Here is a 12952-nt window from a genome sequence, read left to right as displayed (position 1 = left end):
TGGTTTACATTGTTAATGTATCGGCTTGTATTGTTAATAGACAACTCCAGAAATTAATTATGTGTTACCCAAAATCCTTATAGAGACGTGCCATGACGCATCTCTAAAAACCAATTTGTGGATGAACGAGGGATCAGACCCTCCATTCGCCAGCTGTATCCTTCAAGAAGTCGGGGATCTGGTTCTCTTAATTTTCACAACTCATTTAGGGTTGTTACATTATCAGGACTTACGCACAGGTAACGGAAAAACGAACCGCGTAGACACGAAGTGGCTTCCCGTAAGGGTAGACGCGAAGTACATGAAGGAATAAGAGTTTGAGAGAGTTTTTGCGTAAGTCCTAATTATATTGCTTGACTTAAAGAATTAGAATATAAGCACATATTATAAATTGCCTTGCGCTCTCATATGACGACTGTAATTGCTAGATCTTCATCCTTACTTGGAAGTATCAAAGTAGAAAAGTTGGATAGTTTTCATCTGTTCAAATTTAACGATGAACTGCAAGCACGAATGGAAGAACTTTTAGAACGTAAAAAGGCTGATTTACTAACTCCAGAAAAAGTTATCGAACTTGAAGAAATCGGAGAACTTGATAGGATTTTTACTCATATAAATGCGATGTTGGTAGCTCAAAAATGACGATTGATGATGCTACTAAAGAAATTGTGCGAAAACGCGCAAATTATCTGTGCGAGTATTGCCATTCTCCAGAACGCATTTCTACAAAAGATTTACAGTAGACCATTTGATACCAAAGTCTATTGGTGGTTCTGATGAACTTAATAATTTAGCTTTGGCTTGTCGTCGTTGCAATGAACGTCGCTACAATTTTGTCGCCGGATATGACTTAGAGACTAAAGCAATAGTACCCTTATTTAATCCCCGTCAACAAATTTGGTCTGAGCATTTTATATGGTCAGCAAATGGTAGGATAATTGTTGGAGTTACCCCACTGGTAGAGCAACCTGCAAGCGCCTTGATCTTAACGACGAACGTTATCCAGAAGATGATTCAATTCGGAGTGCGCTGGGTTTTTGGGTTCAAGCTGGTTTACATCCTCCGAATGAAGATCCCCAACTAAGTAATCAATCAAAACAATAACCATAAACTTTAAAAGAGAGTTGTCAAATTAGAAAAGACTCAGCGTCCCTCTGCGCTTTCCTCAGCGTCCCTCTGCGTTTAAAAACCCTACGAATTTACGCAAAGCTGTACTTAGTAAAGGACGTAAATATAGCTTACAAATTATAGAAATTGACAAGCGATCGCCTAAACTCAAATCATGCGATCGCTCTTTGCCTCTCGTCAAGACCCAGTCAGAACGATGATAAATATAAAATTCGCGTCGGCGATTACAGAATAGGCATTACTCTTGAGAAAGAGACAAATAAATACAGTAATTTGCCAGCAAATTGCTCATTGTAAAGATATTTACCAAATTTTTCCTTGATACCAATGAAACACATTAAAATCATTATCGAAAAACATCCAGATGGATATGTTGCCTATCCGTTAGGTATTAAAGGGGCTGTTGTTGGTCAAGGTGACACATTTGAAGAAGCGTTAGCTGATGTGAAATCAGCTATTAGATGCTATGTAGAAGTATTTGGTAAAGAAATGCTGGAAGATGATTCACCAGTGATTGATGCTTTTCTCACAGAAACTGAGGTAGCTGTTTAATGCCGAAGTTCCCTGTTGATGCGCCTAAAAAGAGAGTTATCAAAGCATTTGAGTTATTGGGTTTTTATATTGTTCGAGAACGTGAACATATTGTTATAACTAGAAAAAATGATGATGGTACAGAGACACCATTAGTAATGCCTAACCACTCGGAGATTAAATCCGGTACATTAAGATAAATTTGCACTCAGATAGGTATTTCACGTGAGGAATTTTTAGCTGCCTATGATCAAACTTAAATAATTTCAATCGAACAGCGATCGCTCAGACCACATAATACATGCGATCGCTCTCTCATCACAACCCCATCACTAACCGATAATGCGCTTCAATTTGAGCAACGGTTTGAGACTGGCGTTGAGTATCCCATTGACTGTGGTTAAATAATTCTTGCCGCAAATTATCAACATCAATAGTTGTAACTTTACCATCAGCAATTATTTGTTTACCATTTACCCACGCATCACTAACCACATTGCTAGGACGTCCTAAAACTAATAAACCAATTGGATCTGTACGTGGTAGTAGTGATAAATTGGTGAGATCATAAAGTACTAAATCTGCTTTTTTCCCAACACTTAAAGAACCAAGTTTATCTTGTGTATTTAATCCTTTTGCACCACCAAGAGATGCCATTTTTACTGCTTGTCTGGGTGTAATCCAGTGCTGATAATCTAAATCAGTGACGTTATGTAAAATAGAACCAATTTTGATTGCTTCTAATAAATCTTGGGAATCATTACTAGATGCACCATCACAACCAAAAGATACGTTTACCCCTGCTTGCCGATATTTTACAATTGGGGCGATGCCACTACCCAAACGCAAGTTACTTAGGGGGTTATGGACAACAGTAGATTGAGTTTGGGCGAGGATAGCTATGTCATTGTCAGTGAGATGAACGCAATGGGCTAAAGTTGTGCGATAGTCTAAAAAACCAATGCGTTTCAGGTGTGCAACGGCAGTACAACCGTATTTTTCTTGGGCAAGTTTTTCTTGGGCTTTAGTTTCCAGTAAATGGGAGTGACGACAAAGATTGTACTTTTCGCTTAACTGTCTACATCCATCAAATAGGGCATCAGAACACAGTTGAATACCAGTCGGGGCTACGAGAATATTAACACCCGCTTCTGGACGATGAAACTGTTTTACCGCTTCTTCGATAATTTCTAATGTTGCCTGTGTTGAGCGAAAATAAGGTTCATGGTTTTGTTGAGTTTCCCCGGATGGAATACCAGCAGTGATCGATTCATCTTGAATTAGGGGTGCGACAAAAGCCCGAATACCAACTTCTTTGTAAGCACTAACTGCTGTCGCGATCGTTTCTAGTTCTTTACCAGGTATCAATACTAAATGATCTACGACGCTCGTACCACCAGAAAGTAAAGTTTCGACTGCTGTTCCTAAAGCACTGAGGTAAACTTTTTCGGGATCGAGAGGCGCAAAATCATAGAGTTCTGCTAGCCATAATTCTAAGGGTAACATAGACATGATCCCCCGTTGCCACATTTCTGAGGAATGGGTATGGGCGTTGAAAAAACCTGGTAATAAAAGTTTATTTTCACCCTTTATTGGGGTTCCCACCACTTCTAGCCCAGGTGCGATCGCCCTAATAATTCCCTCGACAACTTGCACATCAACGGTAGTGTAACCATCCTCAACGGGAATTAAAGCATTCTCAATAGTAAAGTTCATTAATGTTTAACCTTAATTAAGTAATTAAACTCTCAAGCTAATTTCAAGTTACAAAGTAAACAATGATGTTGGATGTTGCTTTTATGGATCTGCCTCTTTGGAAATTAGGAGTTGCACCAAACGCTTGGGCAGTAAATCAGGCGATCGCAGATATCACTCGTCCTCCCCTTGACCCACAACCCGTTATCTTAGCAACAGAAACCAAAAGTCTGCGCCTTGATTTAGCAAAAGCTGCCATCCTCATCATCGATATGCAAAATGATTTTTGTCACCCTAACGGTTGGTTAGCACATATTGGTGTAGATGTCACCCCAGCGCGTCAACCAATCAAACCTTTGCAAAATCTCTTACCAACACTACGAGCGATTGGAGTTCCTATAGTATGGATAAATTGGGGAAATCGTCCTGACTTACTTAATATTAGTGCAAGCGTACATCACGTCTACAACCCTACAGGTGAAGGCGTGGGATTAGGCGATCCACTACCTAGCAACGGTGCTAAGGTACTAATGAAAGGTAGTTGGGCAGCCGCAGTGGTAGATGAACTTGAGCAATTACCCACAGATATTTGTATCGATAAATACCGGATGAGTGGGTTTTGGGATACTCCTTTAGATAGTATTCTAAAGAATTTGGGCAGAATGACACTATTTTTTGCTGGTGTCAATGCTGACCAATGTGTCATGGTTACTCTGCAAGATGCCAACTTTTTAGGATACGACTGCATACTTGTTAAAGATTGTACAGCTACAACTTCTCCCGAATATTGTTGGTTGGCAACACTATATAACGTTAAGCAGTGTTTTGGTTTTGTTACAGATTCAGAAGCAATTTCAAAAGCAATTAGTGGTTAGTGGTTAGTGGTTAATCACGAATGACAATTGACCATTGACAAATGACAAATAACAAATGACTAAGGATAAAACATATGATTAATTGCTGTGTAATTCCTGTTGTCAAATCTCCCAAAGATTATCAAGTTTATCGCATTAATCCCCAGGATACAAATCGTTTAGCGATCGTATTTGATCCGGCGATCGCTAATACTTCCCTGACTTGTTGTGTGGAAATTTTTGATGTTGGTGGCAAAACTCCCCCAAACCGTCACCAATTTGCTGTAGAGATGTTTTTTGTTCTCAAGGGGGAGGGTAGGGCGACTTGTGATGGTAAAAGTGTGGCAATTAAAGCTGGGGATAGTTTGTTAGTACCTCCTACTGGTACTCACGTGATTGAGAATACGGGTTCGGGACGTTTGTATACGTTGACTGTTATGGTTCCTAATGAAGATTTTGCCGAACTCATTCGCAGTGGTACGCCTATGGAATTTGATGCGGAAGATATGGCTGTGCTTGGTAGGTTTGATGCTTTTATTTCAAATTGAAGATATTATTATCTGTGTGTATCGGTGTGCATCTGTGGTCGATTTTTCCACAAGATTGTAACTAGGTTGTATAGGTGAGTGATGAACGAACACCGATAAACACAGATGAACACGGATGGTTTTTATCAGTGTGTATTGGTGTGTGTCTGTGTACCTTACGGAAGCCGCTTGCGCGCGTCTACGAGTTTTCCACGAGATTGTAACTAGGTTGCATAGGCGGGTAATTATCGAACACCGATGAACACTGATGAACACGGATGGTTTTCATCGGTGTTTAGATTTATCGCACAATCCGTTTAATTTCGACTCTGGGATGACCGAAATTAATGAGTAAACAGACTTTCAGGCGAGAGGCTTTTAAGTAACTCATGCATTGGGCAAAGTTACCATCATCCAAGTTTTTAACTGCTTTGAGTTCTACTAGTACGCACTCTTCTACTATCAAGTCAACAAAATACTCTCCAACTACAATACTGTCATATAGTATTTGTAAATTATATTGTTGTTTTAGCCGTAACCCTGCCTTGCGTAATTCATGAGCCAAAGCGTTTTCATACACTTTTTCTAAAAATCCAACGCCCAAAACGTTACTTACTGTGTACGCACAGCCTATAATTTTCTGCGTAATTCTATTTAGTTCATCTGGGTGCATCTGTATCTATTTGTGGTTAAATTCATAATCCCTCCATCATACCCATGCTCAAAGTCCTTCCTAAACAAACCGCATCCATGTACACTCGCGATGGAATTCGTCTGGATGCAGATATTTATCGCCCTGATGCTGAAGGGAAATTTCCGGTATTATTGATGCGCCAACCTTATGGTAGAGCGATCGCATCTACTGTTGTCTATGCCCATCCAAGTTGGTACGCTGCCCAAGGTTATATTGTGGTGATTCAAGATGTCCGGGGACGCGGTACATCAGCAGGTGAATTTAAATTGTTTGCCCATGAAATTGCTGATGGTGAAGATACAGTAAATTGGGCTGCAAATTTACCAGGTAGTAATGGGACTGTAGGGATGTATGGTTTTTCCTACCAGGGAATGACTCAGCTATATGCTGCTGCTGCTAAACCAGCAGCCCTGAAGGCGATTTGTCCAGCAATGATTAGTTATGATTTATACACAGACTGGGTTTATGAAGGTGGTGCTTTCTGTTTGCACACAAATCTAGCTTGGGCAATACAATTAGCGACAGAAACTGCCCGTTTACGAGGAGATAAACAAGCTTATCAAACGTTATTGACTGCATCGCGGAATTTACCTCTATACGATCCTATTCCCCTACGTCCTGAAGTTCTCAAAAATTTTGCCCCAGATTCTTTTTATCACGAGTGGGTAGAACATCCCCAACCCGATGCTTACTGGGAAAATCTGTCGCCCAAAACGCATTTGCAAAATATTGATTTGCCCATGTTTCATATCGGGGGATGGTTTGATACATATTTGCGTGGCACTCTAAATTTATATAAAGAGATGGCAGCCCGGAGTCAGTACCGCCAACAGCTTTTAGTGGGACCGTGGGTACATTTGCCTTGGGGTCGCAAAGTTGGTGAAGTGGACTTTGGTGTCAATGCTATTAGCCCTGTAGATCGAATGCAAATATGTTGGTTTGACCAGTTCCTCAAAGGTATAGACACTGGCTTAACCCATCAGTTACCTGTGTGGCTGTTCGAGATGGGCAGTAATACTTGGCAAGGATTTTCCAGCTTTCCAGAATTTGAACACAAACCCTACTTTTTGTCAAGTTATGGAATTGCTAGTATTCGCGAAGATGAAGGCATTCTCACCACAGTTTGCCCAGAAAATGGTGTAGATGATGTCTTAGTTCATGACCCGTGGCGACCTGTTCCTGCTTTGGGTGGTCATGCGGGCATACCTGCCGGTGTTTTTGAGCGATCGCATATTGACTGTCGTTCTGATGTGTTGACTTACACCAGTGATCCGCTTGATTTCGACTTGCATTTAGCAGGCGATGTGGTCGTAGCTATTTCTTGTAGTGCCGATAAACCTAACTTTGATTTATCTGTAGTGCTATCGCAAATATATCCTGATGGAAAAGTATATAACTTGACACAAGGCTATCTGCGTTGTCAAGATGGGATGAATCACACCACTAGAAAAATTCAATTACAAACTACTTGTGCGCGAATTGCTAAAGGTAATGCCTTGCGATTAAGTTTAAGTGCGGCTTGTTTTCCAGCCTATGCAATTAACCCTGGTAACAGTTCAATTATAGGTATGGAAGCAGAAATTATTACATTAACAATCAGTTGCGGAGGTGCTTCCCTTTCCCAAGTTTTACTTCCGGTAATTGCAGGATCTTAAAAATTAAGCAGAGGGCAGAAGGAAATTAGATTTTCATAAATTTATGTGTGATGAATTTAGATAATCGACCGTCTTCAAAATATAAATAAAATTAAAAAATAATATGCCAATTAAAACAAAAACTTTCAATCTCACAGTCAAAGAATTTCGTCGCATACTTAATATTGATCATCTCAAACGCATAAAGTTTGTGCTGATACTATTTTCTGCTTTAGCGCTAGTGAATTTATTATTAGCGTATATAGCAGGAGAATTTCCTTGGGCAGTAATATTGTGTTTACTTGTTATTGTCTATTATGTCTCTTTGCCTTTTATTGTGAGTATAAAAAGACAATCACAATTAAATTTTATAAATAGATATTGTGAATTTGATGAAAGCTTTTTTACCGTCTTCTATGAAGATGGTAGCATAGTAAAATTAAAATACGAACATTTTATGAAAGTAATTAAGCGTTCTGAATATTACTTTTTATATACATCATTAGCCCAGTTTCATTATCTACCAATATCAGCCTTTGAAACTGAAAAAGATATACACAGATTTGATTTACTCTTAGAAGGTAAACAACTTTTAAAATTGTGGTAGATTAAGTGAACGCCCAAAGGCAGCTTAAGAGAGGGTACACTCATGGCACACTGATAATCTATCTGCCTTCATCTGTGTTGATCTGTGTTCCATGAGTATAGCTTATGGTAGCCTAGGAGCGCGTCTACGACTTTAAAAATGATAAATTAGTTCATAGTCAGCAGCTTTAGCCCTCATAAATCCAGCATTAAAGTGCTGACTACAAACCTGACAAAAAATCCAAATTAATTTTCATCCCGTCCGTGTACTTGGGCAGGTGGACTAGTCGCCTCAACAGCAGTGAATGGTTCTAAAATTTTGTAAGTGTGAGATGCTCCTTTTGGTACTACCCAGGAACTTCCTGTTTCCAATAAAACCGTTTGATCTTCGATATGTAACTCAGCACTACCTTTAATTACATAACCCACGGTTTCATACTCCCGTGTTGTTGGTGGTTTTGGTTCTCCAGGTTGTTCATCTTCCCAAAGGCGCATGGAAACTGATTTGCCAGATGCGAGGTATTTTTCCCCGTGTTCACCTTTAGGAGAATAGGCAGAATCTACTTTTTTGACGCTTGTGTCAGGCATAGTTTTCTCCTTAATTAAGACTAAACTTGGATGGCTATAGCTATTTGCTTCTACATAACTGATGATCCTGGTGTATTCCAATTTCGCAATCGTAAGCCAAGAATCAATAACATGACACCAAAGATAATTGCATACGCAGCAATTACCCAGAGAATTGCCAAAGCACCAGCACCAGGTCTAATTGCCACTAAAATGCCAAAGAGTATAGAAGCAATACCAGCGATCGCTAACAGCCATTCATTTTCAATTTCCTTACGCAACTGGATAGCGGCAATAATTTCCAAAATGCCGGTAACAATAGCCCAAGCAGCAATGAAGTAAAGCAATATCAATGCAGTAATACCCGGCCAGATGAAGACTAGCACACCAGCAATAATGCCGATGATACCCTCAAATACCAGCAACCAGCGATTTTCTTCTGGCTGACGTCTGCTAAGTGCTGCTATTAAGGCTAAGATACCGCTAATCAATACAAACAAACCAAACAACCCCACCAGCACACCAACACTGATTCGTGGCCAGACAAAAACTGCCATACCGAAAAGTATTGCTATCACACCGCGCAGTACCAGTGTCCACCAGTTACGGGCTAGTAGAGTTGCTATTCTCCTATTGGAGGGTTGCCTCATGGTTTGAGTACGACTTTAATACAGTTATCTTTTTTATGCTTGAAAATCTCGTAGCCGTGGGGTGCTTGTTCTAGAGGTAGTTTGTGAGTAATCACAAATGATGGATCGATTTTGCCTTGTTGAATAAGTTTAAGTAAGGGGCGTAAGTATTTGTGGACGTGGGTTTGTCCCATGCGGAAGGATAAGCCTTTATTGAAAGCTGCACCCATAGGTATTTTATCCAGAAAACCACCGTATACACCAGGAATAGAAACATTACCGCCTTTACGACAAGCTAGTAACACCTGGCGTAGGGCGGTGGGGCGGTCTGTTTCTAGACGTACCGCTTGCTTGACTTTATCGTATAAACCCATCGCATCCATGCTGTGGGCTTCCATCCCCACTGCATCAACGACTGCATCAGGACCACGACCACCAGTCATTTCTTTAAGGACTTCGCCAGGATCGACCTCTTCGTAATTAATAGTTTCCGCGCCGCCATAACTTTCGGCTAAACGTAAACGTTCGGGAATACGGTCTATGGCAATGACACGTTCTGCTCCTAAAATAAAAGCACTCTTAATCGCAAATTGTCCAACAGGCCCGCAACCCCAAACTGCAACAATATCTCCTGGTTGGATACGGCAGTTTTCTGCTGCCATATAACCTGTTGGAAAAATGTCAGTCAAAAATAATACTTGTTCATCCGTTAATTCCTTGGGAACTTTAAACAGACCGACATCAGCAAACGGCACACGAGCGTACTCAGCCTGACCTCCTGCATAACCACCGAGCATATGCGAGTAGCCAAATAGACCAGCAGGTGAATGACCCATCAGCTTTTCAGCAATCCAACCGTTAGGGTTAGAGTTATCGCACAGTGACCACAAATCTCTGTTGCAAAAAAAGCAGTTACCGCAGGAAATAGTAAAGGGAACGACAACGCGATCGCCTACTTTTATATTATTTACTCTACTGCCAACTTCAACCACTTCTCCCATAAATTCGTGACCCAGAATATCACCCTTTTCCATCGTTGGGATGAAGCCGTCGTAAATATGGAGGTCAGAACCGCAAATTGCTGTCGAGGTAATCTTGACAATGGCATCACGAGGATTAAGAATTTTTGGGTCTGGCACTGTATCAACTCGGACATCATTGGCTCCGTGCCAGCAAACTGCTTTCATTTTTATTATTCCTTAGTTATTGGTCATTAGTCATTTGGACATAAACAAATGACTAATGACAAAGAACAAATTATTTTGGAAAATTATCTAGCTTGATAATAGCCTTCTCTATTTTTAGTAATTGGTTCAACTAAATCTTCTGTTTTTTGTTTAGTTGAATTTAATAAATCTTTTGTGCTTTTGGGTAGTGGCTCATCAAGATTGAGTTTTTCGCGAACATTCTCAGCAGTATTTTTCAAATTCCTTTTAGCATTTTCTGCCATTGACTTTTCGTTATTCATCAGATTTCGATTTTGATCAAAGTTGCCGTTAGCAACATTCTCGTCTGGTGTACCTTTATAATAATAACCGTACGGTGATTTCACTGTTTCACCACTTTGATTCGAGAAATTCGAGAAATTTTTTGTACTTTTTGGTTGCACCTCATCAAAATTTAGCTTTTCACGAACATTTTCAGCAGTATTTTTCAAATTCCTTTTAGCATTTTCTGCCATCGACTTTTCTTGATTCATCAAGTTTTGATTTTGATCAAAGTCGCGGTTAACAACGTTCTCATCTGGTGTGCCTTTATAATAGTAACCGTATGGTGATTTCACTGTTTCATCAGCTTGGGCTGGCAGAATATTACTGAAGGCTTGCATTACAAAAATTGACAATCCTGCTAGAAAAACTGTCATAATTTGACGCAGACGCAAACTTTTAGCCACAGAAAGTAATTTCTTCATAAGAATTCTCCTTCATCTTTTGTTTTTTTGTTTGTTATTAGTTAATGGTTAGTAGTTAGTTGTTATCCACTAACCACTATCTACTAACCACTAACCAAGCCTTTTACGGTTTCAGCAGAACTTTGATACAGTTATCTTTTTTGTGCTTGAAAATCTCAAAGCCCTGCTTCGCTTCTTCTAGGGGGAAGCGATGGGTAAAAACTTGAGAGGGGTCGATTTCACCTTCTAAAACGTAACCTAACAATCTGGGCATATACTTTTGACCGAACATTTGCCCCATTTTGAAAGTCAAGCCTTTGTTAAAGGCTGCGCCCATTGGAATTTTATCGACAAAGCCACCATACACCCCCATAATTGAGAGAGTACCGCCCTTACGGCAAGCAACCATCATTTGCCGCAATACGTGGGGGCGATCAGTTTCCAGTCGTACTGCTTGCTTGGCTTCGTCGTAAAGTCCTCCTAAACCCGTACCGTGGGCTTCCATTCCCACTGCATCTATACATGCATCAGGACCACGTCCACCTGTCATTTCTTTAAGGGTTTCGCCTGCATCTATTTCCTCGTAGTTGATAGTTTCTGCTTTGGCGAAGTCTCTAGCCATTTGCAAACGTTCGGGAACTCGGTCAATACCAATCACCCGTTCCGCACCCAACATATAGGCGCTTCGCATGGCAAACAATCCCACAGGTCCACAACCCCAAACAGCTACGATATCTCCGGGTTGGATATCACACATATCTGCCCCCATGTAACCAGTGGGAAAGGCATCAGAAATAGGGAGGAGTTTTTCATCGGGAATACCTTCTGGTACTTTGACAGCACCAAAATCAGCAAATGGTACGCGTACGTATTCAGCAAAAGCCCCTGCATAGCCACCAAAGGCGTGAGAATAACCAAAAATACCCGAAGTCCCAAACCCATATAGTTTGTCTTGCATCCAGGCGTTGGGGTTGGAGTTATCGCACAGCGACCACATTTGATGTTGACAGAAGTGACATTGACCGCAGCCAATAATTGAAGAGACTACAACGCGATCGCCTTTTTGCAATTGCTTGACTTCACTACCAACATCAACTATTTCTCCCATGAATTCGTGACCGATGATGTCACCCGGTTGCATCGTGGGGATGTATCCATCATAGATATGCAAGTCAGAACCGCAGATAGTCGCTGATGTGATTTTTAGAATGGCATCACGCGGATTGAGTATTTTCGGATCGGGAACGGTTTCTACCCGTACATCATTTGCACCGTGCCAACAAACTGCTTTCATAAAAATTTTGGTAATTGGTAGTTGGTAATTGGTAATAGGTAATTGGTAATTTTCTTTCCCATTACCTATTACCCATTAACCATTGCCTTTTGGTTGCCCTTGTGTGGTGGCGATTTCGCCTGCTTCCATCAGCATTTTGAAACGTCGTAGTTCATCGCCAATTTGTTGTTCTGGTTCTTCACCAAAGAGTTTAGCGATCGCTGCTCCCAATGCTCCCCCTGGTGGGTTATATTCCATAACTACTTTGACTTCGGTACCCCGATTCCCAGGTGCTTTCGTGAAGCGGACAAAACCAGAGTTATCTACATCTGCCCCTTCTGCGGAGGCCCAAGAAATAAATTCGTTTTCCCGGTCTTCTAGAATATATGCATCCCATTCCACACTTTGACCTAAAGGTGCATTAGCAATCCAGTGAGACTTTTTGTCGTCATACACCTTCACATTTTTGAGATGCTTCATGAACCTGGGCAGATTCTCAAAGTTATGCCAAAAGCGGTAAAGTTCATCTGCCGATTTATTTATAGTTACCGTCTTTTCGACTTTGATAGCTTGGTTCATGCCTATTGCTTCCTGTGCCTGCTGAATCGTGCTTTGTTTAGTTGCACCTTGATAAATTAAACCTCCACCTGCCAACGCCATCAAAACGCCTCTTAGAGAGCGTTGTCTCAAACCCATTAATACCATTGCACTACCACCAATCAAGGAAGCCCAACGTTCGGCTTCACTGGCTTCACTCTGGCTGCTACTGAGTCCCTCTCCTGATGTTGATGCCATTCTCCTTTTTCCTTATACGCCTGTATGATTGATTACACAAAGACCTACTACTCTACTGGTCTGTTTCATTAATTTTGAGAGGTTACGGGTGGTCAGATCCCCGACTTTTTGGAAAAGTCGGGGATCTTGCAACTTATCAGAACGAATGA

At 40.8% G+C, this 12952-nt stretch carries 17 protein-coding genes; 8 read left to right on the top strand and 9 right to left on the bottom strand.

All coding sequences use genetic code 11. The features are described 5' to 3' along the window. Positions 1-408: 408 nt before the first annotated feature. Positions 409-642 (top strand): hypothetical protein, encoded by a 234-nt coding sequence (locus RS893_RS00525; protein ID WP_315789310.1) that lies wholly within the window; start codon positions 409-411, stop codon positions 640-642. 106 nt (positions 643-748) lie between these two features. Then, positions 749-1084: an HNH endonuclease signature motif containing protein gene (locus RS893_RS00520; protein WP_315789309.1), complete on the top strand. Its 336-nt coding sequence runs from the start codon at positions 749-751 to the stop codon at positions 1082-1084. Between the two features lie 81 nt (positions 1085-1165). Here RS893_RS00520 and RS893_RS00515 read toward each other — a convergent pair whose 3' ends face one another. After that, on the bottom strand, positions 1166-1309 hold the full coding sequence (locus RS893_RS00515) for a hypothetical protein (protein ID WP_315789308.1): 144 nt from the start codon (positions 1307-1309) through the stop codon (positions 1166-1168). Between the two features lie 146 nt (positions 1310-1455). On the opposite strand from RS893_RS00515, the gene RS893_RS00510 reads away from it, so the two are divergent. After that, entirely contained in the window at positions 1456-1680 is a 225-nt protein-coding gene (locus RS893_RS00510; protein WP_315789307.1) for a hypothetical protein, read from the top strand. Continuing rightward, entirely contained in the window at positions 1680-1859 is a 180-nt protein-coding gene (locus tag RS893_RS00505) for a type II toxin-antitoxin system HicA family toxin (RefSeq protein WP_315789306.1), read from the top strand. The genes RS893_RS00510 and RS893_RS00505 overlap by 1 nt, the downstream gene beginning before the upstream one ends. 118 nt (positions 1860-1977) lie before the next feature. Here RS893_RS00505 and RS893_RS00500 read toward each other — a convergent pair whose 3' ends face one another. Then, on the bottom strand, positions 1978-3375 hold the full coding sequence (locus RS893_RS00500) for an amidohydrolase (protein ID WP_315789305.1): 1398 nt from the start codon (positions 3373-3375) through the stop codon (positions 1978-1980). A gap of 83 nt (positions 3376-3458) precedes the next feature. Between RS893_RS00500 and RS893_RS00495 the strand changes: the two genes are divergently transcribed. Further along, positions 3459-4229 carry an isochorismatase family cysteine hydrolase gene (locus RS893_RS00495; RefSeq protein ID WP_315792145.1) on the top strand — a complete coding sequence of 257 codons (771 nt, stop codon included), beginning with the start codon at positions 3459-3461 and terminating at the stop codon, positions 4227-4229. A 74-nt stretch (positions 4230-4303) separates the two neighbouring features. Further along, positions 4304-4756, top strand: coding sequence for a cupin domain-containing protein (locus RS893_RS00490; protein ID WP_315789304.1), 453 nt, complete (start codon positions 4304-4306; stop codon positions 4754-4756). A gap of 280 nt (positions 4757-5036) precedes the next feature. On the opposite strand, the gene RS893_RS00485 is transcribed toward RS893_RS00490, so the two are convergent. After that, the gene (locus RS893_RS00485) at positions 5037-5408 is read right to left on the bottom strand and encodes a GxxExxY protein (RefSeq protein ID WP_315789303.1); all 372 of its coding nucleotides are present in this window, start codon (positions 5406-5408) and stop codon (positions 5037-5039) included. Between the two features lie 77 nt (positions 5409-5485). On the opposite strand from RS893_RS00485, the gene RS893_RS00480 reads away from it, so the two are divergent. After that, on the top strand, positions 5486-7084 hold the full coding sequence (locus RS893_RS00480) for a CocE/NonD family hydrolase (protein WP_315789302.1): 1599 nt from the start codon (positions 5486-5488) through the stop codon (positions 7082-7084). A 103-nt stretch (positions 7085-7187) separates the two neighbouring features. Next, positions 7188-7670 (top strand): YcxB family protein, encoded by a 483-nt coding sequence (locus RS893_RS00475; protein ID WP_315789301.1) that lies wholly within the window; start codon positions 7188-7190, stop codon positions 7668-7670. Between the two features lie 224 nt (positions 7671-7894). On the opposite strand, the gene RS893_RS00470 is transcribed toward RS893_RS00475, so the two are convergent. The 6 genes from RS893_RS00470 to RS893_RS00445 form a co-directional block, all read right to left on the bottom strand. Next, positions 7895-8236, bottom strand: a complete 342-nt coding sequence (locus tag RS893_RS00470; RefSeq protein ID WP_315789300.1) for a cupin domain-containing protein — start codon at positions 8234-8236, stop codon at positions 7895-7897. Positions 8237-8286: 50 nt separating this feature from the next. Continuing rightward, positions 8287-8865 (bottom strand): HdeD family acid-resistance protein, encoded by a 579-nt coding sequence (locus RS893_RS00465; RefSeq protein ID WP_315789299.1) that lies wholly within the window; start codon positions 8863-8865, stop codon positions 8287-8289. Further along, positions 8862-10031: a zinc-dependent alcohol dehydrogenase gene (locus RS893_RS00460; protein WP_315789298.1), complete on the bottom strand. Its 1170-nt coding sequence runs from the start codon at positions 10029-10031 to the stop codon at positions 8862-8864. Before RS893_RS00460 ends, RS893_RS00465 begins: the two co-directional genes overlap by 4 nt. 83 nt (positions 10032-10114) lie before the next feature. Continuing rightward, entirely contained in the window at positions 10115-10756 is a 642-nt protein-coding gene (locus RS893_RS00455; protein ID WP_315789297.1) for a hypothetical protein, read from the bottom strand. 103 nt (positions 10757-10859) lie between these two features. Continuing rightward, on the bottom strand, positions 10860-12029 hold the full coding sequence (locus tag RS893_RS00450) for a zinc-dependent alcohol dehydrogenase (RefSeq protein WP_315789296.1): 1170 nt from the start codon (positions 12027-12029) through the stop codon (positions 10860-10862). A 75-nt stretch (positions 12030-12104) separates the two neighbouring features. Continuing rightward, on the bottom strand, positions 12105-12803 hold the full coding sequence (locus RS893_RS00445; RefSeq protein ID WP_315789295.1) for an SRPBCC family protein: 699 nt from the start codon (positions 12801-12803) through the stop codon (positions 12105-12107). Positions 12804-12952 lie beyond the last annotated feature (149 nt).

It is taken from the genome of Fischerella sp. JS2 (assembly GCF_032393985.1).
In the GTDB taxonomy this organism is placed as follows: Bacteria; Cyanobacteriota; Cyanobacteriia; order Cyanobacteriales; family Nostocaceae; genus Fischerella.
This window is presented reverse-complemented; position numbering and strand designations above follow the sequence as displayed.

Coding starts and splice junctions, on each gene's coding strand:
- RS893_RS00480 (WP_315789302.1), top strand. CDS start 5,486: ATGTACACTCGCGATGGAATTCGTCTGGATGCAGATATTTATCGCCCT.
- RS893_RS00460 (WP_315789298.1), bottom strand. CDS start 10,031: ATGAAAGCAGTTTGCTGGCACGGAGCCAATGATGTCCGAGTTGATACA.
- RS893_RS00470 (WP_315789300.1), bottom strand. CDS start 8,236: ATGCCTGACACAAGCGTCAAAAAAGTAGATTCTGCCTATTCTCCTAAA.
- RS893_RS00495 (WP_315792145.1), top strand. CDS start 3,459: ATGGATCTGCCTCTTTGGAAATTAGGAGTTGCACCAAACGCTTGGGCA.
- RS893_RS00500 (WP_315789305.1), bottom strand. CDS start 3,375: ATGAACTTTACTATTGAGAATGCTTTAATTCCCGTTGAGGATGGTTAC.
- RS893_RS00445 (WP_315789295.1), bottom strand. CDS start 12,803: ATGGCATCAACATCAGGAGAGGGACTCAGTAGCAGCCAGAGTGAAGCC.
- RS893_RS00510 (WP_315789307.1), top strand. CDS start 1,456: ATGAAACACATTAAAATCATTATCGAAAAACATCCAGATGGATATGTT.
- RS893_RS00475 (WP_315789301.1), top strand. CDS start 7,188: ATGCCAATTAAAACAAAAACTTTCAATCTCACAGTCAAAGAATTTCGT.
- RS893_RS00465 (WP_315789299.1), bottom strand. CDS start 8,865: ATGAGGCAACCCTCCAATAGGAGAATAGCAACTCTACTAGCCCGTAAC.
- RS893_RS00490 (WP_315789304.1), top strand. CDS start 4,304: ATGATTAATTGCTGTGTAATTCCTGTTGTCAAATCTCCCAAAGATTAT.
- RS893_RS00455 (WP_315789297.1), bottom strand. CDS start 10,756: ATGAAGAAATTACTTTCTGTGGCTAAAAGTTTGCGTCTGCGTCAAATT.
- RS893_RS00505 (WP_315789306.1), top strand. CDS start 1,680: ATGCCGAAGTTCCCTGTTGATGCGCCTAAAAAGAGAGTTATCAAAGCA.
- RS893_RS00525 (WP_315789310.1), top strand. CDS start 409: ATGACGACTGTAATTGCTAGATCTTCATCCTTACTTGGAAGTATCAAA.
- RS893_RS00485 (WP_315789303.1), bottom strand. CDS start 5,408: ATGCACCCAGATGAACTAAATAGAATTACGCAGAAAATTATAGGCTGT.
- RS893_RS00450 (WP_315789296.1), bottom strand. CDS start 12,029: ATGAAAGCAGTTTGTTGGCACGGTGCAAATGATGTACGGGTAGAAACC.